Source organism: Xanthobacter autotrophicus, from assembly GCF_005871085.1.
GTDB classification, from domain to species: domain Bacteria; phylum Pseudomonadota; class Alphaproteobacteria; order Rhizobiales; family Xanthobacteraceae; genus Xanthobacter; species Xanthobacter autotrophicus.
The window spans coordinates 79,915-103,938 of sequence record NZ_VAUP01000015.1 but is presented as its reverse complement, the minus strand read 5'-3'; the positions used below and the strand labels follow the sequence as shown (position 1 = coordinate 103,938).

The following is a 24,024-nucleotide window of genomic DNA, read 5'->3' as shown; positions in this document are numbered from 1 at the left end:
TCCGAGGGGTCTTGCCCCCCGGAACCAGGCGTATCGATTCTCGACTTCCTCCCACCGCCCCGCTTCCGGGGCGGCTTTTTTTGAGGTGACACGGATGGCCGATCTTTCCTCCCTCGTCGAAGCCATGCGCGAGCGCTCCGCTGCGCTGTCGGAGCTCGGCTACAAGGTGCGCTTCGACCTCACCGACACCGGCGAGGCCATCCTTCTGGATGCCACCGGCGGCGCCGTGGAGGTGCGCGAGGGCTCCGGCGAGGCGGATGCGGTGCTGAAGCTCTCAACCGACACGCTGGACAAGCTCATCACCGGCCGCATGGGGCCGCTGATGGCGTTTTCCACCGGGCGGCTGAAGGTGGAAGGCTCCCAGGGCGTCGCCCTCAAGCTCGCCGGCCTGCTCGACCAGGACTGAGCCCGCGCGGCGCCTGAGCGGGTCGCGCATGAAGCGCCCGCGCGGCACCTGAGCGACTGAGGCCCGTGCCCGCGCGGCGGGCCACAGGCGCAAAAGCCTGCGCAACGCCCTCAGCGGATAGCCGGCGGTGGGGCCTGGCCGGTCCCCTGCCCCGCCGCCTGCTGCGCGCCGGCCGCGGCCCGCAGGACGCCGGCGAGATCGATAAAGGCGGCGGCCATGCGTGAGCCCGCCACGCTGAGGTGGTTCGGATCACGATACAACAGCTCGCCGGCCTCCATGGTGGGGCAGGTCTCCTTGCCGCAGAAGCGGTCGGAGAGCAGCACCGTGGTCACCAGCGGATTGCGTTTCGCGAGATCCAGCAGCACCTCGTTGGAATAGGCGAGACCCGCCATGGCCTTGGCCCGGTCCTGGGCGAGGCAGTGGCTGGTGTCGGCGCCGGAGAATGCGGCGCGAGTGATGCAATGGGGCGGCGAATAGCCGACTTCCGGCACCTGCCCCACCAGCACCACCGGAATGCCGAGCCTCGTCACCACATCCACGTTGTGCGTCAGGCCACGGACGAAGGCGGCCCGCGCCTCCTCCACCGACAAATAGCGGTCGTTGCCGTCGCGAATGGCAAAGCCCGACGGCAGGGTGGTCCAGGGCAGCCAGCGGCCGGCCATGACGACAAGCTTCGGCCGCGTCTCGCCGATCAGCTCCAGCACGCCACGGTTGAAGGCCGGGCACTGGCGTTCCAGCCCCTTGATGCTCTCGTGCAGGGTCACGACCCCGTTGAGCGGCGGACAGGCCGGCAGCATCACCAGGCGGATGGAGGCGCCGGCCTTGGTGGCGGCTTCGCCCAGCCCGGCCATGAGCGAGCTGGCATGGGAATCGCCCCACAGCAACACGTCGAACGCCGGAGCGGCGGCCTGTTCCGGCACCGCCCCGAATGCGGCGGCCGACGCCTGCGCTGACGCCGGCTCCGACGTCGGCTCCGACATCGGAGCCGACTTGCCGATGACGCATTCCGGCCGGGTCGGCATGCGCATGGGGCCGCTGAGGGGCGCGCTGCACCACGACATGAAGGGGTCCTGCGCGCGGGCCAGCGCGTCGGCCTGCCGGGCGAAGTCGGACATGGGCCAGAATCGCCCGTCGCGGGCGATGGCGGTGAGCGCGAACGCCACCACCAGCGCCATGGCAGCCCCCCCGGCCCACACCGGCGCCCACCGGCTGGCGCCGGGCCGGCGCGCCTTGCGGAAGGGCGCTTCCACATAGAACAGGGACAGGCTGGCCAGTCCCACGCTCAAAGCCGCCACCATGAGGCCCTCGGTGGAGGACAGGCGCCGCCCAAGGTAATAGGCGAGCAGCACCAGAAGCGGCCAATGCCACAGATAGAGCGAATAGGAGATGCGCCCGAAGAACACCGGCACCGGTGACGCCAGCATGCGCTGCACCATGCCGTTGGCCCCCGAGGCCCCGCCATGGAGGATCAGCGCGGCGCCAAGGCACGGCGCCAGCGCCGCGAGGCCGGGAAAGCGGGTGTGGCGGTCGTAGAAGGCGATTGCGGCAACGATCAGCGCGAGGCCCGCCAGCGACAGAAAGGCCCCCTTGCGCGGCGTCACCAAAGGCACCAGCCCCAGCGCCAGGGCGGAGCCGATGAGCAGCTCCCACGCCCGCGTGGGCAGGGAAAAGAAGCTCTCGATGGGATTGCGCGACAGCCGGATCTCGGCATGGGCCAGCGACGCCACGATCAGCACGAGAATGATGGGCCGCAGCAGGTTCGGCCGCACCCAGCGGATCAGCGCGAACAGCAGCAGCGGGAAGATGATGTAGAATTGCTCCTCTACCGCCAGTGACCAGGTATGGAGCAGCGGGTTGAGGTCGGCCTCAGGTTGGAAATAGTTGAGATTCTTCGAAAAATAGATGTTCGAGAAGAACAGGGTGGTGGCCCTGAGGCTGCGCGCATAGAGCAGCAGGTCGGACGGCACCATGATGAAGACTGCCGCCAGCGTGGTGGCGACAAGCACCACGAACAGGGCCGGAAAGATGCGGCGGATGCGGCGGTCGTAGAAATCGAGCAGGCTGAAGCGGCCGGCCTTCATCTCCCGGAACAGGATGGCCGTGATGAGGTACCCCGATATCACGAAGAAGATATCGACGCCCACATAGCCGCCCGGGAAGGCCGACAGGTGGATGTGGAACAAAACGACGGGCACGATCGCAAGCGCCCGCAGGCCGTCCACGTCGGCCCGGTAAGCCAAACCCATTCTTTACCGCCCTGATCCGTGACGCTTTCACGTCTCACCGCTTGCTTTCCATAACCCAGCGCCTGCGGGCGGGCAAATCTTGGGGGCTGGTGGGCCACCGCCCCCTCTCCCGCTTGCGGGTGAGCTTCAAGCACCCAAACACCGTCGCCATCCGACTTGGCCGGACGGCCCATGGCCCCGCCAGGACAATGTGGGGCGGGGGCTTGGAACGCGGCGGGATGGTCCCTCCGGTCAAGCCGGAGGGCGACGGGATGGGGGAAATGCCGTTCCCCCTTCCTGCGAGCGGGGATGCCCGCACACCGTCGCCGTCCGGCGACGGCGCCCTACTGGACGCTCGCTCCGGGGCGGACGACCCCGGCCAGCGCCGCTGTCAGGATGGCGCGCAGCCGCTCGTCGACGCTGAAGGTCCGTGCGCCAGCGGCCGAGAGGTGGTCGCCGTCCACATAGAAGAAGCGGTCGCCCTCGCTGGCCCGGCAACGCTCCTTGTCGCAGAACACGTCCGACAGCAGGAACACGTCGGTGCCAGGATGGCGCGCCGCCGCCCGCTCCAGAAGGGCGTTGCCATCGGCGAGGTAGAAGAAGGCATCGGCCCGCGACTGGGACAGGCAGGCGTTCGAATCGCCGCCATAGAATTCCTTCCACGCGAAGCAGTGGTTGGGGGCATAGCGATATTCCGGCGCCTGCCCCACCAGTAGCACCCGCGCGCCCAGGGCGGTCACCGCCTCGATGGTGGTGTCGAGCCCTTCGAGGAGCGACTTGAAGATCTGCTCCACCTCTGCCGGCTCTTCGCCCCGACCCCGCATGAGCGCTGCATTCAGCGCCGGCCCGCGCGTGACCAGCGACCAGCGGGCCACCAGGATCACCAGCCTGGGCTTCACCTGCCGGATTTCCTCCAGCGCCACCTCATTGAAGGTGTTGCAGGCCCCCGGTGGCCCAATGCCCCGGGTCCGCGCCGCGCTGAGCAGCGGCGGGCAGCCCGGCATGGTCATCATGCGTGTCGTCACACCGAGCCGGTCAAGCGCATCCGCGAAGCCGAAGAAGGAGGAGCCGGAATGGGAATCACCCCACACCACCACGTCGTAACTGCCCAGCGCGGCCTTGGGGCCCACCGAGCAATCGACCATGCTCTGCAGGTTCCGGGGGCGCCAGCCATCGGGCATGTTGTTGCAGTTCTTCTGGAACCGGCTCTGGTCGTCGGCCGCGGCCTCGGCGGCGGCGCCGCGCGGCGAGATCGGCCAGAAGCCGCGCCCGGCCTGCGCGATCCCCGCCGAGACCCCCACCGCCAACAGCATGGCGGCCGCGCCTGCGGCAAACCGCGCCCGGCGGCTGCCACCCAGCGCCTGCGGCCGGCGCAGGGGCGTCTCCACATATTTCAGCGACAGCGCCGACAGCAGCACCGCGAACAGGATCACGCCGCCCGCCTCGAAATAGGTGAGCGCGCGCCCCTTCCAGACCACCCCGAGCACCAGCAGCGGCCAGTGCCACAGATAGAGCGAATAGGACATGCGCCCCATGTAGACGAAGCCCGGCAGGCTCAGCACGCGGGACACCACGCCCTCGGGCGCGCTGGCCCCGGCCCAGATCACCACCACCGCTCCCAGCACGGCGGGGGCAGCGGAAAGGCCGGGAAACGGGGTGAGGTAATTGTAGGCGAAGACCGGAACGATGATCGCGGCCATGCCGGCCAACGCCGCGACAGCAGCCACTTTCGGCGGCACGCGCGGCCAGGCCACAAGGGCCAGCACCGCCCCGGCCAGCAGTTCCCATGCCCGGCTCATGGGCATGTAGAACGCCATGGAGGGCGCCTCGCTCACCGAGATCTGCGCATAGACCAGCGAGGCCACCGAGATTACCGCGATGGCGGCCAGCGCCAGGGTTCGCCCGCCGAGCCGCAGCAGGGCGAACAGCAGCAGCGGGAAGACGATGTAGAACTGCTCTTCCACCGCCAGCGACCACAGGTGCAGCAGCGGCGTCTCGTTGGCCTTCGGCCCGAAATAGTTGAGCGCCTGCTCGAAATGCACGTTGGCATAGAACAGCGCCGAGGGCGGCAGCGATTTGGCGTACAGCACCATCTGCCGCGGCAACAGGATGTGGGCAGCGAGCAGGGTCGTCACCGCAAGCACCAGGAACAGCGCGGGGAAGATGCGCCGGATGCGGCGATCATAGAAATCCAGCAGTGAAAACGTGCCGGACTTTATTTCCCGATAAAGGATCGAAGTAATCAGGAATCCGGAAACGACGAAGAAGACGTCAACGCCGATATAACCACCGGTAAACGGCGGGATGTGGCTGTGGTACAGAACGACACTTCCGACAGCAACCGCACGCAAGCCGTCCACGTCGGCCCGATAAGCCAAACCCATCCGATTCCGCCCTGATCCGTGACGCTTCCACGTCCTCTCCGCCCGCTTTCCATAGCCCAGCGGCTCCAAGCCGGCAAATCGGGGGCACGGTCGAGAGGGCTGGGGAGGGGGAGGTGTCTCGGTTCGAAAGAGCCGTGGCCCCCTCTCCCGCGTGCGGGGGAGTTTGAGCCCCCCGTCGCCGTCCGGCTTGACCGGACGGCCCATGCCGCCGCCGGGACCAAGCGGCGGGGACTTGGAAAGCGGCGAGATGGACCCTCCGGTCAAGCCGGAGAGTGACGATGGTTAGAAGCGGCCGGCGCTCCCCCGCCTCTGGCGCCGGGGGCATGCCCTGCGGCAGGATGGCGGCGGTCTGGTCGCGGCGTGTCTTTGGCGCCTTGATCGTCGCCTGTCATCGCCGTCTGTCATGGAACGGTAACGCTAGGACTTCATCCATCCGGATCTGACGCGGGCCGCACGGCACCGCCGCTTTCCGTGGAGGCTCACATGGTCCATTCGTCCCGACGCGGCGTGCTCACGGCGCTCGTCGTCTCCGCCTTCGCCGCAGCCCTCGCCCAGCCGGCGGCGGCGCAGACCCAGATCCAGTGGTGGCACGCCATGGCCGGCCCGCTGGGGGAGAAGCTGGAAAAGCTCGCAGCTGATTTCAACGCCACCCAAAGCGAGTACAGAATCGTCCCGGTGTTCAAGGGCACCTATCCCGAGGCCATGACCGGGGCCATCGCTGCCTTCCGCGCCAAGCAGCACCCGGCCATCGTGCAGGTGTTCGAGGTGGGCACCGCCACCATGATGAGCGCCAAGGGCGCCATCTATCCCACCTACAAGCTCATGGCCGACGCCGGCGAGCCGTTCGACCCCAAGGCCTATTTGCCGGCGGTCACGGGCTACTACACCGACACGGCCGGCAACATGCTGTCGTTCCCGTTCAATTCCTCGACCCCCATCCTCTATGTGAACAAGGACCTGTTCCGCAAAGCCGGGCTCGATCCGGAAACCCCGCCCAGGACCTGGCCCGAGATGGAAGCGGCGGCGCTGAAGGTGCAGGCGGCCGGGGTGCCGTGCGGCTTCACCACCCAGTGGCCGAGCTGGGTGAATGTCGAGAACCTCTCCGCCTGGCACAATGTGCCCGTGGGCACGCTGGAGAACGGGCTGGGCGGCACCGCCACCCGCCTCACCATCGCCAACCCGCTGACGCAGAAGCATTGGGAGGCCCTCGCCCGCTGGCAGAAGACCAGGATCTACGATTATGGCGGCCGCCAGTCGAAGGCCGACCCGAAATTCTTCTCCGGCGAATGCGCCATGAGCATCGGCTCCTCGGCGGCGCGGGCGGGCATCCTCGCCAATTCCAAATTCGAGCTGGGCTACGGCATGATGCCCTATTGGCCCGACGTTAAGGGCGCGCCGCAGAACTCCATCATCGGCGGCGCCACCTTGTGGGTGCTCACCGGCCGTCCGGCTGAGGAATACAAGGGGGTGGCCAAGTTCTTCGGCTATCTGTCGCGGCCCGAGGTGCAGGCCTGGTGGCACCAGAACACGGGCTACCTGCCCATTACCCAGGCCGCCTACGACCTCTCCCGCGCCCAGGGCTTCTATGAGAAGAACCCCGGCACCGATGTCTCCATCCGCCAGATGACGCTGAACCCGCCCACCGCCAATTCCAAGGGCCTGCGCTTCGGCAATTTCCTCCAGATCCGCGACATTATCGAGGAGGAGCTGGAGGCGACGCTGGCCGGCCAGAAGACGCCGCAAGCCGCCCTCGCCGCCGCCGAGGCGCGCGGGAATGAGCAACTGCGGGCGTTCGAGAAGGCCAATCCGTGATTACAACGCGGGATGGCGCGCGGCCTCGGAGCCAGCGCGCCATCCATCCCCCGGAGGGCTATGAGTTCATGGCGGGCGTTCCATCCCGGAGCAGAGTTTGTATCGGATCTTTCGGGCTCCGGGCCGCCGCGCTCAGCCTCGCATTTCTCGTCGGCGGATGTTCCGATGAGCAACTGAAGCCGGTGGGTTTTTGCACCGACAGATCAGACTACAAGATATATACGTCGTCTATACTCCACAATGGATTTCCAGCATTCAATTCGTCTATATCGGAAACAGCCATTTTGGAGTATAATAACAAAAAATTCAACATCATTGAACTTCCAGATTCGGACGGGCACGGTATTTCCATTAGCTGCGACGACAAAAATATCACCATCAAGATTGATTCATATATTGGCCACCTGTTTCCCGACGGCATGAAGATCAATATATCCGTCGAGGCTCCCCCTGCCCGGCCGGTCCGGCCTTAGCGCCTCCCATGCAAGCCAAGCGCGTCACCTTCCCCGGCAAGATCACGCCCTATCTGCTGCTGTTGCCGCAGGTGGCGGTGACGCTCGTGTTCTTCGTGTGGCCGGCGGGGGAAGCGCTGGTCTCGTCTTTGTTCGCGCAGGATGCGTTCGGGCTGGGCAGCACCTTCGTCGGGCTCGCCAATTTCGCTGCCTTGCTGCGCGATCCGGCCTATCTGGAGGCGGTGGGCGTGTCCTTCCTGTTCGCCTTCTGCGTCACCGCGCTGGCCATGGGCCTCGGCCTCCTGTTCGCGGCGGCGGCGGATGCGCTGGGCAAGGCGGCCGGGCTCTATCAGGTGCTCCTCGTCTGGCCCTATGCGGTGGCGCCGGCGGTCGCGGGCGTGCTGTGGCTGTTCATGTTCGACCCGTCCGTGGGCATGGTCGCCCGCGCCCTGCGCACCATGGGCATCTCCTGGAACCATGTGCTCGACGGCGGGCAGGCGCTGACGCTGGTCATCCTCGCCGCGGCGTGGAAGCAGGTGAGCTACAATTTCCTGTTCTTCTACGCTGGCTTGCATGCCATCCCCCAGGGCGCGCTGGAGGCGGCGGCGCTCGATGGCGCCGGGCCGTTCCAGCGCTTCCGCCACATCGTCTTCCCGCTGCTCGCGCCTACCACCTTCTTCCTGCTGGTGGTGAACCTCACCTACGCCTTCTTCGACACCTTCGGCATCATCCACGCCACCACCGGTGGCGGGCCGGGGCGGGCCACCACCATCCTCGTCTACAAGGTATTTCGCGATGGCTTCGAGGGGCTGGACCTCGGCGGCTCGTCGGCCCAGTCGGTGGTGCTGCTGGTGATCGTGGTGGCGCTGACCGCGCTCCAGTTCCGCCATATCGAGCGCAAGGTGAGCTATTGATGGCCGGCACCTCGCGCCTGTCCCTGCTGTTCGCCCATCTGGTGCTCATCGCCGGGGCGGCGGTGATGATGCTGCCGCTCTATGTGGCGTTCGTCGCCTCCACCTATGCGGGCACGGATTTCCTCTCCGGCCGCGTGGGCCTCGTGCCCGGCCCGCATCTCGTGGAAAACTACCGCCTCGCGCTCACCACCGGCTCATCCACGGCGGGCATCCCGCCGGTGGGCCCCATGCTGTGGAACTCGCTGGTGGTGGCGGTGGTGATCGCGGCGGGGAAGATCTCCATCTCCATCCTGTCCGCCTTCGCCATCTGCTATTTCCGCTTTCCGCTGCGGGTGCCGGCCTTCTGGCTCATCTTCATGACGCTGATGCTGCCGGTGGAGGTGCGAATCCTGCCCACCTTCGAGGTGGCGGCGCGACTGGATCTTCTCAATTCCTACGCCGGCCTCACGGTGCCGCTGATCGCCAGCGCCACGGCCACCTTCCTGTTCCGGCAGGTGTTCATGACCATCCCGGACGAGCTGACGGAAGCCGCCCTCATCGACGGCGCGGGGCCGCTCCGCTTCTTCTGGTCGATCCTGTTGCCGCTCTCACGCACCAACATCGCGGCCCTGTTCGTGATCCTGTTCCTCTACGGCTGGAACCAGTATCTGTGGCCGCTGCTGGTGACGACGGATGCCAGCTATTTCACCGTAGTGATGGGCATCCGCCGCCTCGTGGGCGCGGCGACGGAGGCGGACCCGGTGTGGCACCTGGTGATGGCCACCGCCATCCTGGCGCTGGTGCCCCCGGTGCTGGTGATCGCGGCGCTGCAACGACTGTTCGTGCGCGGGCTGACCGAGACGGAGAAGTGAGTGGGTCTGAGAGCGCAGTCGCACGTTGCGATCGGGTCACGTCCTCACCAACCGTCATGCCCGGGCTTGTCCCGGGCATCCACGCCGTGCCGCCTGCTCTAGCTTGCGAAAGTTGAGCCCAGCCTTGCCGCGTGGATGGCCGGGTCAAGCCCGGCCATGACGGGAGTGATCAGGGATCGTATCGAACTTCCCAAAAGAGCGCTCAGAACGCCTTGAAGGTGATGATGGTGCGGGTATCCTGGATGCCGGGGAAGGTCTGCACCTTCTGGTTCACGAAGTGGCCGATGTCCGTGCCCTCTTCCACGTAGAACTTGATGAGCAGATCGAACTCGCCCGCCGTGGAATAGATCTCGGAGGCGATCTCCGCATTGGCGATGGCGTCGGCCACCTCGTAGGACTTCCCGAGCTGGCACTTGATCTGGACGAAGAAGGGAACCACGGCTGAACTCCGCTTGAGCGGGACCACGACACGCCCGGCGGTCGGGCGGCGGCGCCAAGGTGGACAAAACCGCCGGGACTGGCAAGGGTGGCCGTGCCTCACCCCGAGAACGAAGCAAGGCAGGTCCATGTCGCGGAAGGTCCCCATCGCCCTCACCATCGCCGGCTCGGATTCCAGCGGCGGCGCCGGCATCCAGGCGGACCTGAAGGCCTTTTCCGCGCTGGGAGCCTATGGCGCCAGCGTCATCACCGCCCTCACCGCCCAGAACACCCTTGGCGTCAGCGCCATCCACGACGTGCCCGACGCCTTCATCGCCGCCCAGATGGACGCGGTGTTTTCCGACCTCGCCGTCAACGCGGTGAAGATCGGCATGCTGTCGCGCCCCGGCGCCATCCGCACGGTGGCCGAGGGGCTCACCCGCCACGGCGCCGGCCCCGTGGTGCTGGATCCGGTAATGGTGGCTGCCTCCGGCGCGCGCCTGCTCGCCGACGATTCGCTCCAAGACCTGAAAGCCGTGCTCATCCCGCTCGCCCACCTCATCACCCCCAATCTGCCGGAGGCGGCGGAGCTGCTGGGCGTATCGGTGGCCGAGAGCGAGGACGACATGCGCCGGCAGGGCGAAGCGCTGCTCGCCCTCGGCGCCGGATCGGTGCTGATGAAGGGCGGGCATGGCACCGGCCCGGAGAGCGTGGACCTGCTCATCACCCCCGGCGAGGTGACGCGCTTTGCCGCCCGCCGCCACCCCTCGCGCAACACCCACGGCACCGGCTGCACCCTCTCCTCCGCCATCACGGCGGGGCTGGCCAGCGGATCAGACCTCAAGACCTCCGTCGGCCGGGCCAAGGCCTATATCTCCGGCGCCATCGCTGCGGCGGACGAACTGGACATCGGCGCCGGCCACGGTCCGGTGCATCATTTCTTCGAGCTGTGGGGGAAATGAGCGCGAGCTGGCACCGGGCCACCTTTTTCCGTGCAACAGCCGCTTCCCTCGCGCCGCTTTGCTGAGTATCGTCCGGCGCAGCGAACGTTTGTTCGGAATTAAGGATCGCGGGGCATGGCAGTCAAGGAGCGCGGGAACACCCTCGAGACCGGTGCGCAGGTCATCACCGGCCAGCTCGGCAAGACCATCCAGCGCCTGCGCAAGGCCTACAACCTCTCCCTGTCCGAACTCGCCGAGCAGTCCGGCGTGGCGAAATCCATCATCAGCCAGATCGAGCGCAACGAGACCAACCCGACGCTGGCCACCGTGTGGCGCCTGTCGCAGGCGCTGGACATGACGGTGGAGCGGGTGCTCGCCTCCTCCGACGACGCCCCCTTCGTGGAGAAGCTGACCCGCGCCGACACGCCGATCCTGTTGTCCGAGGACGGGCTGGTGCGGCTCTCCATCATCGGCTGGATCAAGACGGTGGAGTGGCTGCAATATTACGATATGGACGCCGCCCCCGGCGGCGAGCTGGATTCCGACGGCCACCAGCGCGGCGCGGTGGAGTGCCTCACCGTGCTCAAGGGCACGCTGGAGGTGGAGGTGGGCGGCGTCATCGAGACCGTGAAGGAAGGCGAGACGGTGCGCTATCGCTGCGACCGCCGCCACATCATCCGCAACCGCACCGATGCCCCCGCCCGCGCCTTCATGGTGTGCCTGCTGAAGGCCGCCGTGCTGGAGTGAGGGGCGGCAGTGAGGGGCGCGGCAGCCGGGATCGCTGCCAACCCTCTCCCGCTTGCGGGGGAGGGCAGGGAGGGGGATGGGGCCTCTCCATCTAGCAGACCGTTCGCGGCAAGGGCGCTGCCCCCTCCCCCGCAAGCGGGAGAGGAAGCGGACCAGCCCGGCGATGACCGCAACGAGGGGAGCGGAACGGGATAAACACAGGCCAAAGGCCGTGCATCCCTTCACTCCCTCGTCCCAATCCTCCCCCCGATCGCCCCCCTTCCCCGCTCACTCGTCGGTCAGCGGGCCGAGGATGAGCTGCTCCAGCTTCACCCAGTTGGCGAGCTGGGCATAAGTGAGCTTTTCCGCCTTCAGGTCCCAGGTCACCTCGGAGCGGGTGGGGCCGACGCACTTGTCCTTGCCGTCGTCGCCCTTCACGCGCCGGCAGGCGTCCTCGCTGTCGTTGTAGTAGACGCGGCCGTAGAGCCCCGGCTTCGACTGGTCGGCGCTGGAGAAGAACGCATCGGACTGCGCCTGCGCCGCCCCGGCGTCGAAGAAGGACTGGTCGGTGTTCGCCGGCTGCTCGTTCCAGCGCAGGTTGTACTCGTAATAGCCGGTATAGGGCTTCTTCTTGCCCGCCTTGTCGCTGAAGGTGCCGTTCTCCTCCACGAAGCGGATGGAGCCGGACACCCGGTCGGTGAAGGAGCGGTCGGCCACCGCATAGCTGAAGCTGACGCCGTTGGCGTCGGTCAGCCAGTTGCCCAGCTCATAGTCGTAGTCGAGGTTTCCGGACACGCGGGTCTCCGGCAGGAAGGAGAACGGCCCGGCGGCGAGCTGGGTGCGCTCGAAGCGCAGCGGGTCCGGGTTCTTCACCTGGATGGACACGGTCTTGCCGTCCACCACGCGGGAATAGATCTTGGTGGCTTCCTTCTGGGCCTTGCGGAATTGCTCGCCCACCTCCCACCAGCGCGACACGTTGCGACCCTGGATCGAGCCGCCGAACGCCGAGGTGGTCTGGTTGCCCTTCACCACGTCGATGCGCAGGCGGCCGGCATCGGGAATGTAGCGCCCGTTGTTGTCGATCTGCAGGTCGCCGCGCAGGATCGCCACCTCGCGCGCGATCTGGGAGGGGTTCGACGGGTTCACCACGTCGAATTTCACCGAATAGACGAGGCTCTTGCCCGGCGTGCGCTGCACCGATCCCTTCAGGATCATGAGGTCGGCTACCGCGAGATCGGAAATCTCATAAAGGTCGGTGCCGCTGGTGGAGCGCGCGGAGCGGGAATTGTAGTCCACGGTCATGGCGCCGGTGAGCTTGGCCTTGTCGGCGGGAATCTCTTTGAGCGCCTGGCTCTGCTGGGCCGCGGCGGTGCCCGTGGTGGCACCGGTCACGACGCCCGCCGCCAGAAGGCTCGCCGCGCACGCGAGAGTGGCCGGCACGATGCGTATGGTCATAGGTCTCATCCCCTCGTCGAACCGCGGCGCGAACTGCCCGGCCCTTCGCGGCGCGCACAGTGGCAAGGCGTTCCTGAACGGGAGATGACGAAGCGTGAGTGGACTGGAAAAAGCGGTGCGCCCCGCTCACAGCAACCCCAGGTCGCGCAATTCCCGGGCGAGGCCCTCGGGCAGCGCGCCACCGTCCTCGGCGCGGGCGAGGTCGCGCGGCGCCTCGCTCGCCTTCAGGTAGCGCCAGCCCTGGAACGGCCGCGATGGACGCGGCTCCACCGGCACCACCGTGGGATCGAGCACGAGGCCGCAGCGGCGCACCCCGTCGCCGTCCACGAACGGGCGCAGGTCCAGAAGGCGCTGGCGCGCCGCTACCTCGCCCTTGATGACCCAATAAAGCGCGCCGCCGTCCAGCAATTCCTCGCGACGGGTCGGCACCATGCGCGTCACGTGGATCTGCTCGAACGGCTGGCCCGCCTTGCGTGCTGCCTCGGCCCGCTGGGCGATCCAGTCTTCGAGGTCCGCGATGGAGGTCGCGCCCACGCACAGCTTGATGAGATGGAGCGTCATGGCCGCCTTGATCTGCTCTTGACCCGAACGCAGACCGCAAGCGGACCGCTCGCCGCGCGGGCTCGGGATACCCCGGCCCTGCGGGTTTCGGCGTGGGATATAGCGACCCGGCCTATTCGTCGCCAGCCGGCTCGGCGGCGTCCGGCACGGGCGCGGCGGGTGCCGCCTGCGGGCGCGGCCGAGCCGGCGCGGGGCGGGGCGCGGATGTGGCGGAGGCCGGCGGAGCGGCCGGGCGCGCCGCGGGACGGGACGGCGGAAGCGGCGTCGGGCCGCTGGCGGCGGGCGGGGAAACGGCGGGTGCTTCCTCTACCGGCAGGTTGGCCACCGGCGCGCGATCCTGCGGCGTTGCTGGGCCGCCGGCCCCATTCTCATGGGGAATCACGGAGAAGCCGAACGGACCGCTGCGCAACACCGGCGTGGGATTGAGCGTGCCCCGGTTGCGGGCGTTGCGCTCCCAGATGGGGGCATATTTGGCCACCAGCGCCTGATAACGGCCCTCGGTCATGTTGGCGACCACGCGGGTGCCATCCCCCAGCACCACGGCCTGCGGACAGAATGACGGGGAGCAGCCGAACTCCTCCGCCAGCACCGCCGCCGTGAAGCCGAACGGGTCCAGCTCCAGCGGCCGGCGCCAGGTCATGACGCGGGCGGAAAGGCCCGGCACGTCGGCCTTGCTCAGGATGTCGGCGGCATCCTCCACCAAAGCGATGCGCTCGCGCACCAGCCCGCGCGCGGCGGCGACCGAATCCGGCCGCTCGAACAGCACCGCCTCGCACGCGCTGGCAAGGCTTGGATCGGCGGTGAGGCAGCCGAGCGCCGGGGTCTGGGCAGCGGCGGAATCCAGGGTGGCGGCGCGCTGCTCCAGCGCCTGCGCCTGCCCGCCCGCCGCGGTGCCGGTGATGGCGCGCACCACTGCGCCGCCCACCGCGAGGCCGCCGGCCAGCATGCCGAGCAGCACCAGGATGGTCACCGGATGGTCGTTGGGCTCGGAGCGCGCGAACAGCAGCACCACGAAGACCACGCCGGCCACCGCCGCGGCGACGGCGACCCAGCCGGGCACGGCGAAGCTCGCGTTCAGCACGCCCAGAAGCTGATCGACCCACTGCATCCGGCGTCCTCCGCCCGCATTCCTCAAGGTTGCCAGAGCGCCGGTTCATGACCGGCGCCGGGCGTGTCGCGTTCAGGCGCGACAGGACGTCCGGGGCGGCGGGCGCCACCCCGGCGACGGGCGCGGATCATCGGCCTGCGCGCCCGTCAAGGCAACGCGGGCGTGGCATCCCCGCTCTCCATGGTAAAGCCTTTCGGCGCTCCGCCCCCAGCGGGGCGGAAAAGCAGTGCCTCAGCCGGCCCGCATGACGGCGTGCTCGAAGCCGCCGAACAGATAGACCACCGCCACCGCAACCAGGAAAACGACAAGTGCGGTACGCGCGACGCCCCAGCAGGAGCGGCGATGGGAATAGCCTTGGCTCAGATTCATGATGGGATCATTGATCTCTTCACGTGCCCCCGCGGCACGCGGTGCGTTGCGCACCGCACAACGATTAAAGTTTTATGAACGTCCGGGCAAGGGGGTGCGAACGGTTCGCAGGGTTGTCCTATGTGCATGGGAGAGCGTCGCTCCGGGGCGCAGCCGAGGCGTGTGTTTCCACCCATTCTCGCCATGCGCTTGGATGGCCGCTGCCCGCCAAAATGCTTTATGAAGGCCGCCATGAGCACCGATTCCCGCCGCGACGCGGCCGCGCCCACCCCCCTGCCCGACGACCTCTCCACCGAGGCGGCGCTGCTGCGCCTCACCGCCGAATGCGGTCCGGGCAAGTCCATCAGCCCCATGGATGCGGCGCAGGCGCTGATCACCGAGGCCGAATGGCAGCGTGCCCTGCCGGTGGTGCGTCGCGTCGCCGTGCGCATGGCACAGGAAGGCCGCCTGCTCATCTATCGCAAGGGCAAGCCCATCGATCCCGCCGAGCTGCGCGGCGTCTACCGCATCGGCGCGCCGCGCGACGAGTGATGTCGGGGTCGGTGGCGGCGCGGATTGACGTGGACGGGTTCGCCGGCGCCTCTCCCCCGAAAACTGTCGCCCCCTCTCCCGCTTGCGGGGGAGGGTTGGGGAGGGGCCAAAGGCTTCTGGGACAATGCACCAACGGGCGGGAATGTGGAGCAGGCCTCCCCCTCCCTACCCTCTCGGCAGCGGGCGAGGGTTCTACGGTGGGCCCGGCCTCACGGCGCCGGAAACAGGGCGCTGGTCTTGCCGGACAGATAGTAAGCAAGAAGACCGATCCATTCCCGCGCGCCCATGTCGGTCTTGTCGAGCCCCTCGGCGGCGCGGGCAAACGGCTCGTTCAGACGGTCCGGGCCCACGGTCTGGAAATCCACCGGATAGGCCACCACGTCGAACCCCGCCTTGCGGAAGCTGCCCACCGCGCGTGGCATGTGCCAGGCGCTGGTGACCAGAAGCCAGCGCTCGCCGGGCTTGGGCTGCAGCAGCGCCTTGGCGAGTTCGGCATTCTCGGCGGTGTTGCGCGACTTCTCCTCGAACACCACCCGTGCTTCGGGAATGCCGAGGTCCGGCAGGCTCATGCGGATCATGTGCGCCTCGACGGCGTCGCCCTCGGGAAAAAGCCGCCCGCTGCCGCCCACCAAGGCCAGCCGCGCATCGGGATAGCGCCGCGATAGCGCCGCGAAGGCGATGGGCCGCTCCCCGGCCTCGCCAAAGGAGGGCACGCCCCGCGCATTGCCGATATCCGGCTTCTCCGACCCGCCCAGCATGATGATGCCGGTGACGGGGGTCCCGTCATCCCTGAAGAGCGGGAACCGCTCCTCCAGAGGCGAGAGGATGTGGAACGCCGCCGGCGAGAAGCCCAGCACCAGCCAGCCCAGAACCGCTGTCAGGATGAGCCCGGTGCCCAGCCTGCTCCAGCGCAGGGCCATGAGCACCAGCCCCAGAATCGCGAGAATGAGCAGCAGGTTGGAAGGTACCGCGAGGAACCACAGCACCTTGGATGCCGTGAAAAAGGAATCCATGCGCGCTCCGAAGGCTCCAGTGAAAGACCGTCCACGACCTCATTCCGAGGCCGGCACCGATCAGGCGAGTTCCACCACCTTGCCCTCCCGCAGCGTGACGCGACGGTCCATGCGGGAGGCCAGCTCCAGATTGTGGGTGGCGATCAGCGCCGCCACGCCGGTGGCGCGCACCAGCTCGGTGAGCGCGCCGAACACGTGGTCGGAGGTCTTGGGGTCGAGGTTGCCGGTGGGCTCGTCCGCCAGCAGCAGGCGCGGCGCGTTGGCCAGCGCCCGGGCGATGGCCACGCGCTGCTGCTCGCCGCCCGACAGTTCGGACGGCCGGTGCACGAGGCGCGCGCCGAGGCCCAGATAGGAGAGCATCTCCTTGGACCGCACCTCGGCCTCCTTGCGGGAAAGGCCGCGGATCATCTGCGGCATGGCCACGTTCTCCAGCGCCGTGAACTCGGGCAAGAGATGATGGAACTGGTAGATGAAGCCGATGGAGAGGCGTCGGATGCGGGTGCGCTCAGCGTCCGGCAGGCGCGCGGTGGGCGTGCCGTCGATGAACACCTCGCCGGCGTCCGAATGCTCCAGCAGTCCCGCGATGTGCAGCAGGGTGGACTTGCCGGAGCCGGAGGGCGCCACCAGCGCCACCGATTGGCCGTGGGAAATGGCGAAGTCCGCCCCGCGCAGGACCTCGATGGTCCCCGCGCCCTGGGGATAGCGCCGCACCACGCCGGTGAGCGCGAGCGCCAGCGGCGGTTGACCGCCCTGCCGGCCGCCGTGTCCCTCGGGCCGTCCTTGGTCTTGAGCGCGCTGATCCATCACTCGTATCTCAGGGCTTCCACCGGATCGAGCCGGGCGGCCCGCCAGGACGGATACAGGGTGGCGAGGAAGGACAGCACCATGGCCATCACCACCACGGACGTGGTCTCGCTGACGTTCATCTCGGCCGGCAGGCGGCTCAGGTAGTACAGCTCCGGCGAGAACAGCTCGGTGGCGGTGAGCCAGGAGATGAACTGGCGTATGCTCTCGATGTTGAGGCAGACGATCACCCCCAAGAGCAGCCCGGAGAGGGTGCCCACCACGCCGATGGCGGCGCCGGTGATGAAGAATACCCGCATGATGGCGCCTTGCGTCGCCCCCATGGTGCGCAGGATGGCGATGTCGTGGCCCTTGTCCTTCACCAGCATGATGAGGCCGGACACGATGTTCAGCGCCGCCACCAGCACAATGAGGGTGAGGATGAGGAACATGACGTTCCGCTCCACCTGCAACGCGTTGAAGAAGGTGGCGTTGCGCACCCGCCAGTCCACCAGATACACGGGCCGCTCCGCCGCGCTCTGGATGGCACCGCGTAGCTCGCCCACGTCGTCGGGATTGTTGAGGTAGACCTCGATGGCGTTCACGTCGGCGTTGCGGTTGAAATAGGCCTGCGCCTCAGCCAGCGGCATGAAGACAAAGGCGCTGTCGTATTCCGACATGCCCACCTCGAACACCGCCGCCACCTTGTACACCTTGATGCGCGGCGAGGTGCCCATGGGCGTCACAGCCCCGCGCGGCGCGACAAGGGTGAGATTGTCTCCCGCGCGCAGCGACAGCTGGTCGGCGAGGCGCTTGCCGATGGCGATGCCCTGGCCCTGGTCGAAATTCTCCAGCGTGCCCTGGCGGATGTTGTGGGCCACCGAAGGCAGCTCCCGCAGGTCCTTTTCCGCAAGGCCCCGCACCAGCACGCCCGAGGCGCCGAACGGTGAGGAGGCGAGCGCCTGCCCCTCCACCAGCGGCACCGCGAGGCGGATGCCGTTGAGCTTGGCGATGCGATCCGCCACCGCCACGTAATCGGTGAGCGGGCTTTCCAGCGGCTGCACCAGCACATGGCCGTTGAGGCCGAGGATCTTGCCCAAAAGCTCCTGCCGGAACCCGTTCATCACCGCCATCACGATGATGAGGGTCGCCACCCCCAGCATGATGCCGAGGAAGGAGAAGCCGGCAATGACCGAGATGAAGCCTTCCTTGCGCCGGGCCCTGAGATACCGCAGCGACAGCATCCACTCGAATGCCGAGAAGGGGCGCGTTCCAGTGGGCTCACCGTCGCTCTTGCCGCCCTTCTGGCTGGTCCTCGGGCCGCCCTTGCCGCCCTTGGACCCGCCCCTCGCCGCCGTGGACCCGGTGACGCTCATGCCTTCAGCCTCTCCAGGATGTCGCCGGGCGCGATCAGCTCACGGGAGCCGTCCACGCGGCGCTTCAGTTCCACCTTGCCGTCGGCCAGGCCCTTCGGCCCGACCAGGATCTGCCACGGCAGCCCGATGAGGTCGGCGGTGGCGAACTTGGCGCCGGCCCGCTCCTCGGTATCGTCGTAGAGCACGTCATAGCCCGCAGCGGTCAATTCCGCGTAAAGCTTTTCGCAGGCGGCGCCGGTGGAGCTGTCGCCGGCCTTGAGATTGAGGATGCCCACCTGGAAGGGCGCCACCGCATCCGGCCAGATGATGCCGTTCTCGTCGTGGCTCGCCTCGATCATGGCGGCGACGAGGCGCGAGGGGCCGATACCGTAGGAGCCCATGTGGATGGTGTGCTCGGCCCCGTCCGCCCCCAGCACCTTGGCGCCGAAGGGCTCGGAATATTTGGTGCCGAAATAGAAGATGTGGCCCACCTCGATGCCCCGCGCGGCCATGCGGCTGGCTTCAGGGATGGCGGCGAAGGCGGCCTCGTCGTGCTTTTCGGAGGTGGCGGCGTAAAGCTGCGTCCACCTATCGAACACGGACTGGAGGCCGGCCGCGTCGTCGAAATTCACGTCGGCGGAGGGCGGCGCCATCTCCAGATAGTCGCCATGGCAGAACACCTCGCTCTCCCCGGTGGAGGCGAGGATGATGAATTCGTGGGAAAGGTTGCCGCCGATGGGACCGGTGTCCGCCACCATGGGAATCGCTTTCAGCCCCATCCTTGCGAAGGTGCGCAGATAAGCGACGAACATCTTGTTGTAGGAATGGCGGGCGCCGGCCGCGTCGAGATCGAAGGAATAGGCATCCTTCATCAAAAACTCGCGCGAGCGGTAGACGCCGAAGCGCGGGCGCACCTCGTCCCGGAACTTCCACTGGATATGGTAGAGGTTGAGCGGCAGCGCCTTGTACGACTTCACATAGGCCCGGACGATCTCGGTGATCATCTCCTCATTGGTGGGGCCGAACAGCATCTCGCGCTCGTGGCGGTCCTTGATGCGCAGCATTTCCTTGCCGTAGTCGTCGTAGCGCCCGCTCTCGCGCCACAGGTCCGCCGACTGGATGGTGGGCATCAGCATCTCGATTGCGCCGGAGCGATTCTGCTCCTCGCGGATGATGTTGCACACCTTGTTGAGCACCCTGAGGCCGAACGGCAGCCACGCATAGATGCCGGCTGATTCCTGCCGGATCATGCCGGCGCGGAGCATCAGGCGGTGGGAAACGATCTCCGCTTCCTTGGGCACTTCACGCAGGATGGGGAGAAAATAGCGGGACAGGCGCATCGGCGGGCTCTGGCTCTCAAACCTGGGAACGAAGTCGGCGCGAGTGAAAGCGGATGGGGAGCCAAAACACAAGAGCCAGCGCCTCCGCGAGGAGGCCGCGCGCGTGACTTCGGCCAGCACCGCCGCCTGAGAGCCCGCAGGAAGCCTGTCACCGCCTGACGGTTTCCCTCCCTAACGGACCTTAATACCACCGGCCGATTCTCGGCCCAACGAAATCCGACTCCGGGAGGTAGCCATGCGCCTTTGGTATGCGAAACACCCCACGTCAGAACCATACCGCATTGCAGCGAACAACTTATTGCGGCGCAAGGATGACAAACGACAGATTCTTGTTCTATTTTGATCCCGCACAAGAAAGGGGATCGTCACCGGCCGGCCAGATGGACGGTGAACGCGGTCCGGGTCTCGGGAGGAATCGAAAAAAAGCCGACCGACAGCCGCTTTGGTGCATGCCATTCGTTGGCGATCACCATTGGCGCATACGGAATCGGCAGTGCGGATTGGCCGCGCGGCTTTGAAAGCGGACTTAGATCCGCAGGCAGCGCAGGACGCCGTGGATTGAACAAGGCGAGGCCCACCGGGCCTCGCCTTTTTCTTTGGGTTGGCTCTGGGCGCGCGACCGGTGGTGTCTCGGCATTCCCCCCCTTACGCAAGCGGGAGAGGGTTCCGGAGCGCGCCCTGCCCCTTAATAATTCGCCCAGAGGCCAGGGCTGGCGATTTCGGCGAGGTTGCCGTCCGGATCGCGGAAATAGAGGCTGGTGGAGCCCTTCGGCCAATGCACCTCGCCCTCGATGGCAACGCCATGGGCCTCAAGGTGCGCGCGCCACGGCGCGATGTCATCCGCCGCCACGGCGAAGGCGAAATGCAGGCGGCCGGTGCCGTCATGGGGTGGAATGGCGCCGCCGAACGGCAGCGCTATGGCTTCATCCGCCGTACCGCGCTTGAACAGCAGCAGCACCGTGTCGCCCACCGGATAGGCGGCGAAGCGGGCGTCGGAGAGCATGGGCACAAGGCCCAGCACGCCCTCGTAGAAGGCGGCGGCGCGCGGAAGGTCGTCCACATAAAGGCCGGTTTCCACCACCCGGCCGAGCGGGGGCGGAGCTTTTGAGGCACCGCCGCCCATGGTCATCTCACCACAGGTTGAGGGTGGCGCGGGCTTCTTCGGACATGCGACCCTGGTCCCACGGCGGATCGAAGGTGATGTCCACCTTCACGTCGGAAATGCCCGGCACCGAAGCCACGGCGCTTTCCACCATTCCCGGCAGCTCGGCGGCGGCGGGGCAGTTGGGGGTGGTGAGGGTCATTTCCACGGCGACGGTGTGATCGTCGGCGATGTCCACCTTGTAGATGAGGCCCAGTTCGTAGATGTCCACCGGGATTTCCGGGTCATAGACGGTCTTCAGCGCGCTGACGATGCTGTCGGTCAGGCGCTCGAGCTCAGCCTCGGCAATGGAGGAGCTGATCTGCGGCGCATTCGCCTGCTCGGTGGTCTTCGTCTCGGTCATGCGAACAAATCCTGCGCCTTGACGAGAGCGTCCACCAGACGGTCCACGTCGGCGCGCGTGTTGTAAAGGGCAAAGGATGCGCGGCACGTCGCTGTTGCACCATATCGGGCCAAAAGCGGCTGGGCGCAATGGGTGCCGGCTCGCACTGCAACACCGTAGCGGTCGATGATGGTGGCCACATCGTGCGGATGGGCGCCCTTCATCTCGAAGGAAATGATGCCGCCCTTGCCCGGCGCGGTGCCGATGATGCGCAGGGAATTGAGCGCTCCCAAGCGTTCGTGGGCATAGACGGAAAGATCGTGCTCGTGGGCGGCGATGCGCTCGCGGCCGATGGAGTTCACATACTCCACCGCCGCGCCGAGCCCGATGGCCTGAACAATTGGAGGAGTTCCAGCTTCAAATCTGTGGGGAGGCACGCCATAGGTCACGTAATCTTCCGTGACCTCGCGGATCATCTCGCCGCCACCTTCATAAGGCGGCATCTGCGCCAGCAGGTCGAGCTTGCCGTAGAGCACGCCGATGCCCGTGGGCGCGTAAAGCTTGTGGCCGGTGACGGCGAAGAAATCGACATCGAGGTCCCGCACGTCCACGGGCATGTGGACGATGGACTGGCAGCCGTCCACCAGCACCTTGGCACCCACCGCATGGGCCGCCGCCGCGATCTCCTTGATGGGCGTCACCGTGCCCAGCACGTTGGACATCTGGGTGATGGCGACGATCTTGGTGCGCTCGGTGAGCAGGGCCTTGAACGCCTCGAAGTCGAACGAACCGTCCTCGCGCACCGGTGCCCACTTGATCACCGCGCCCTTGCGCTCGCGCAGGAAGTGCCACGGCACGATGTTGGAATGGTGCTCCATGATGGAGAGCACGATTTCGTCACCCGCCTCGATGGCCTGGCCGAGGGAGCTGGCCACCGTATTGATGGCCCCGGTGCCCGAGCGGGTGAAAATGATCTCATCCACGGACGCCGCGTTCAGGAAGCCGCGCACGCTCTCGCGCGCCTGCTCGAAGGCCTCGGTGGCGGCATTGGCGAGATAGTGCAAGCCGCGATGGACGTTGGAATATTCCCGCTCGTAGGCGGTGACCATGCGCTGGATCACCTGCCGCGGCTTCTGCGCGGAGGCGGCATTGTCCAGATAGGTGAGCGGATAGCCGTTCACCTCCAGCGACAACGCCGGGAAATCGGCGCGCACGGCCTCCACGTCGAAGCTGCCGTTGCGGACGGCGGGGTGGAGGGTGGGCGATGCGGTGGTCATGGCAATCCTGTCCTCATGCAATCTGTCGGCGAAGCCCTCTCCCGCCTGCGGGACTGGACCTTCGGCTGAAACCCGTACCCTTGAACCCTGTGCGCCTGAACCTCGCCCCAATTCGCCCCGGCGTCGTCCCCCGGCTTGACCGGGGGACCCATCCAACGGCTTGGGCGGCGTCTGATTTTCCAGCACCCGCCATCGGCACGATGGATCCCCCGGTCAAGCCGGGGGATGACGAGGGGAGAGGAACGACCGGGGTCCGATCGTCCCGGAATCCCCCTCAGGCCGCCCGTTTCTCCAGCCATGCCACCATGCGGGCGATGAGGACCTCGCGCAGGGCCTCGTCTTCCACAAATTCCACGGCCTCGCCCACGAAGGCCTGGATGAGCAGGCGCTCGGCCTCTTTCAGCGGCAGGCCGCGCGAACGCAGGTAGAACAACATCTTGTCGTCCAGCGTGCCCACCGTGGCGCCGTGGCCGCACTGCACGTCGTCGGCGAAGATCTCAAGCTCGGGCTTGTTATCCATCTCGGCGTTGTCGCTCAGCAGAAGAGACTGGCTCATCATGCGCCCGTCCGTCTTCTGGGCATCGCGCCGCACCACGATCTTGCCCTGGAACACGCCGTGGGATTCGTCCGAGAGCACGGTCTTGAACAGCTCCCGGCTCTCGCAGCCCGCCACCGCATGGTCGATGAACATGGAGGTGTCGGCGTGCTGGCGGCCCTTCAGCAGAGTGGCGCCCCGCACCCCCAGATTTGTCCCGGTGCCCTGGAAGCGGCCGTAGACGGAGTGGCGCGACAGCGCCGCGCCCTGCACCAGCGAGAACACGTTGAGCTTCGCCGCGCGGCCCAGCTCCACCATGAGCGTGCCGAGATGGAGCGCAGCGGCGCCCTCCTCCTGCAACCGCACCAGATTGACGGTGGCGCCATCGCCCACCACCAGTTCCATGGCGTGGTTGGCCTGGTAGGCGACGCCCTCGCGGCCGGTGAAGCTCTCCACCAACGTCAGCTCGGCGCCCTCGCCCACCACCACCACGGTGCGGGTGAAGCCGGCGACAGCCTCCCCCGCCGGGAAGACATGGGCCAGATGTACCGGCTTGGCGGCCTTGATGCCGGCCTCCACCGTCACCACCAGCCCCTCGCCGAGAAAGCCGGTGTTCAGCGCCAGCGCGCCGTCATAGCGGTCCGGCTGGAGCGAGCCGATGCGATCCAGCAGCGGATTGTTCGACGCCGTGGCCGCATCGAGCGGCAGCGCCGAGACCCCGGCGGGCAGGCCGGCGAAGTCGGAGGCGCCCCGCGCCAGCGCCCCGCTCACGAACAGCAGGCGCGCCGCATGGGGCACGTCGAGCGCGAGGGCGGCGGCTTCCGCCTCCTGTGCCGGGCCGGGGGTGCCGGCGAGCGGGGGGAAATCGCGCACCGCGGCGCGCAGGTCGGTGTATTTCCACTCCTCGACGCGCCGGTTGGGCAGGCCGTGGGCGCGGAAAGCCTCAAGCGCGTCGGCGCTCAGCTCCCCGAGACGCCCCTCAAGGCCCCCCTGCCCGGCCGCGACGGCGAGCCGGGCCTGGAGGGTGGCGGCGATGGCGTCTTCGGCCGGTGTGCGGGCGGGACGGACGGGAATGGTCATGGCCG

Annotated in this window: 23 protein-coding genes; 7 read left to right on the top strand and 16 right to left on the bottom strand. The window is 67.4% G+C overall.

Annotated elements, in window-relative coordinates; all coding sequences use genetic code 11:
- Positions 1 to 94 precede the first annotated feature (94 nt).
- Positions 95 to 406 (top strand): SCP2 sterol-binding domain-containing protein, encoded by a 312-nt coding sequence (locus tag FBQ73_RS05205; RefSeq protein ID WP_138398441.1) that lies wholly within the window; start codon positions 95 to 97, stop codon positions 404 to 406.
- Between the two features lie 110 nt (positions 407 to 516).
- On the opposite strand, the gene FBQ73_RS05200 is transcribed toward FBQ73_RS05205, so the two are convergent.
- Together FBQ73_RS05200 and FBQ73_RS05195 are read right to left on the bottom strand one after the other, a co-directional pair.
- Entirely contained in the window at positions 517 to 2,652 is a 2,136-nt protein-coding gene (locus FBQ73_RS05200; protein WP_138398440.1) for an acyltransferase family protein, read from the bottom strand.
- 323 nt (positions 2,653 to 2,975) lie between these two features.
- Positions 2,976 to 5,015, bottom strand: coding sequence for an acyltransferase family protein (locus tag FBQ73_RS05195; protein WP_170218755.1), 2,040 nt, complete (start codon positions 5,013 to 5,015; stop codon positions 2,976 to 2,978).
- A gap of 483 nt (positions 5,016 to 5,498) precedes the next feature.
- Here FBQ73_RS05195 and ugpB point away from each other — a divergent pair, with 483 nt between their 5' ends.
- The 3 genes from ugpB to ugpE all read left to right on the top strand — a co-directional run bounded on the left by ugpB (position 5,499) and on the right by ugpE (position 9,044).
- Positions 5,499 to 6,827 carry a sn-glycerol-3-phosphate ABC transporter substrate-binding protein UgpB gene (gene ugpB, locus FBQ73_RS05190; RefSeq protein WP_138398438.1) on the top strand — a complete coding sequence of 443 codons (1,329 nt, stop codon included), beginning with the start codon at positions 5,499 to 5,501 and terminating at the stop codon, positions 6,825 to 6,827.
- A 481-nt stretch (positions 6,828 to 7,308) separates the two neighbouring features.
- A complete protein-coding gene (gene ugpA, locus FBQ73_RS05185) occupies positions 7,309 to 8,193 on the top strand; it encodes a sn-glycerol-3-phosphate ABC transporter permease UgpA (RefSeq protein WP_138398437.1) in 885 nt (294 codons plus the stop codon).
- Entirely contained in the window at positions 8,193 to 9,044 is an 852-nt protein-coding gene (gene ugpE / locus FBQ73_RS05180; protein ID WP_138398436.1) for a sn-glycerol-3-phosphate ABC transporter permease UgpE, read from the top strand. Before ugpA ends, ugpE begins: the two co-directional genes overlap by 1 nt.
- A 202-nt stretch (positions 9,045 to 9,246) precedes the next feature.
- Here the strand turns inward: ugpE and FBQ73_RS05175 are convergent, their stop codons facing one another.
- The gene (locus tag FBQ73_RS05175; RefSeq protein ID WP_041576108.1) at positions 9,247 to 9,483 is read right to left on the bottom strand and encodes an Lrp/AsnC ligand binding domain-containing protein; all 237 of its coding nucleotides are present in this window, start codon (positions 9,481 to 9,483) and stop codon (positions 9,247 to 9,249) included.
- A gap of 127 nt (positions 9,484 to 9,610) precedes the next feature.
- Between FBQ73_RS05175 and thiD the strand changes: the two genes are divergently transcribed.
- Positions 9,611 to 10,423 carry a bifunctional hydroxymethylpyrimidine kinase/phosphomethylpyrimidine kinase gene (gene thiD, locus FBQ73_RS05170; protein ID WP_138398435.1) on the top strand — a complete coding sequence of 271 codons (813 nt, stop codon included), beginning with the start codon at positions 9,611 to 9,613 and terminating at the stop codon, positions 10,421 to 10,423.
- 114 nt (positions 10,424 to 10,537) lie between these two features.
- Positions 10,538 to 11,149, top strand: a complete 612-nt coding sequence (locus FBQ73_RS05165) for a helix-turn-helix domain-containing protein (RefSeq protein ID WP_138398434.1) — start codon at positions 10,538 to 10,540, stop codon at positions 11,147 to 11,149.
- Positions 11,150 to 11,416: 267 nt separating this feature from the next.
- Here the strand turns inward: FBQ73_RS05165 and FBQ73_RS05160 are convergent, their stop codons facing one another.
- The 4 genes from FBQ73_RS05160 to FBQ73_RS22680 all read right to left on the bottom strand — a co-directional run bounded on the left by FBQ73_RS05160 (position 11,417) and on the right by FBQ73_RS22680 (position 14,621).
- On the bottom strand, positions 11,417 to 12,583 hold the full coding sequence (locus tag FBQ73_RS05160) for a hypothetical protein (RefSeq protein ID WP_138398433.1): 1,167 nt from the start codon (positions 12,581 to 12,583) through the stop codon (positions 11,417 to 11,419).
- A gap of 126 nt (positions 12,584 to 12,709) precedes the next feature.
- Entirely contained in the window at positions 12,710 to 13,144 is a 435-nt protein-coding gene (locus FBQ73_RS05155) for a DUF1489 family protein (protein ID WP_138398432.1), read from the bottom strand.
- Positions 13,145 to 13,256: 112 nt separating this feature from the next.
- Complete coding sequence (locus FBQ73_RS05150) at positions 13,257 to 14,252, bottom strand: hypothetical protein (protein WP_138398431.1); 996 nt, start codon at positions 14,250 to 14,252, stop codon at positions 13,257 to 13,259.
- 231 nt (positions 14,253 to 14,483) lie between these two features.
- On the bottom strand, positions 14,484 to 14,621 hold the full coding sequence (locus FBQ73_RS22680) for a hypothetical protein (RefSeq protein ID WP_170218754.1): 138 nt from the start codon (positions 14,619 to 14,621) through the stop codon (positions 14,484 to 14,486).
- Positions 14,622 to 14,852: 231 nt separating this feature from the next.
- On the opposite strand from FBQ73_RS22680, the gene FBQ73_RS05145 reads away from it, so the two are divergent.
- Positions 14,853 to 15,152 carry a DUF3253 domain-containing protein gene (locus FBQ73_RS05145; RefSeq protein ID WP_246089579.1) on the top strand — a complete coding sequence of 100 codons (300 nt, stop codon included), beginning with the start codon at positions 14,853 to 14,855 and terminating at the stop codon, positions 15,150 to 15,152.
- A 209-nt stretch (positions 15,153 to 15,361) separates the two neighbouring features.
- Here the strand turns inward: FBQ73_RS05145 and FBQ73_RS05140 are convergent, their stop codons facing one another.
- The 9 genes from FBQ73_RS05140 to sufD all read right to left on the bottom strand — a co-directional run bounded on the left by FBQ73_RS05140 (position 15,362) and on the right by sufD (position 24,019).
- Positions 15,362 to 16,165 (bottom strand): YdcF family protein, encoded by an 804-nt coding sequence (locus tag FBQ73_RS05140; RefSeq protein WP_138398430.1) that lies wholly within the window; start codon positions 16,163 to 16,165, stop codon positions 15,362 to 15,364.
- 60 nt (positions 16,166 to 16,225) lie between these two features.
- Positions 16,226 to 16,969, bottom strand: a complete 744-nt coding sequence (locus FBQ73_RS05135) for an ABC transporter ATP-binding protein (protein ID WP_246089578.1) — start codon at positions 16,967 to 16,969, stop codon at positions 16,226 to 16,228.
- A complete protein-coding gene (locus FBQ73_RS05130; protein WP_138398996.1) occupies positions 16,969 to 18,192 on the bottom strand; it encodes a lipoprotein-releasing ABC transporter permease subunit in 1,224 nt (407 codons plus the stop codon). The genes FBQ73_RS05135 and FBQ73_RS05130 overlap by 1 nt, the downstream gene beginning before the upstream one ends.
- A gap of 128 nt (positions 18,193 to 18,320) precedes the next feature.
- Positions 18,321 to 19,643 (bottom strand): proline--tRNA ligase, encoded by a 1,323-nt coding sequence (gene proS, locus FBQ73_RS05125; RefSeq protein ID WP_138398429.1) that lies wholly within the window; start codon positions 19,641 to 19,643, stop codon positions 18,321 to 18,323.
- A gap of 365 nt (positions 19,644 to 20,008) precedes the next feature.
- Entirely contained in the window at positions 20,009 to 20,221 is a 213-nt protein-coding gene (locus FBQ73_RS05120; RefSeq protein WP_138398428.1) for a hypothetical protein, read from the bottom strand.
- Positions 20,222 to 20,328: 107 nt separating this feature from the next.
- On the bottom strand, positions 20,329 to 20,766 hold the full coding sequence (locus FBQ73_RS05115; protein ID WP_138398427.1) for a VOC family protein: 438 nt from the start codon (positions 20,764 to 20,766) through the stop codon (positions 20,329 to 20,331).
- Between the two features lie 7 nt (positions 20,767 to 20,773).
- Positions 20,774 to 21,148, bottom strand: coding sequence for an SUF system Fe-S cluster assembly protein (locus FBQ73_RS05110; RefSeq protein ID WP_138398426.1), 375 nt, complete (start codon positions 21,146 to 21,148; stop codon positions 20,774 to 20,776).
- The gene (locus tag FBQ73_RS05105; protein WP_138398425.1) at positions 21,145 to 22,404 is read right to left on the bottom strand and encodes a cysteine desulfurase; all 1,260 of its coding nucleotides are present in this window, start codon (positions 22,402 to 22,404) and stop codon (positions 21,145 to 21,147) included. The genes FBQ73_RS05110 and FBQ73_RS05105 overlap by 4 nt, the downstream gene beginning before the upstream one ends.
- Before the next feature lie 274 nt (positions 22,405 to 22,678).
- Positions 22,679 to 24,019, bottom strand: a complete 1,341-nt coding sequence (sufD, locus tag FBQ73_RS05100; RefSeq protein ID WP_138398424.1) for a Fe-S cluster assembly protein SufD — start codon at positions 24,017 to 24,019, stop codon at positions 22,679 to 22,681.
- Positions 24,020 to 24,024: the final 5 nt, after the last annotated feature.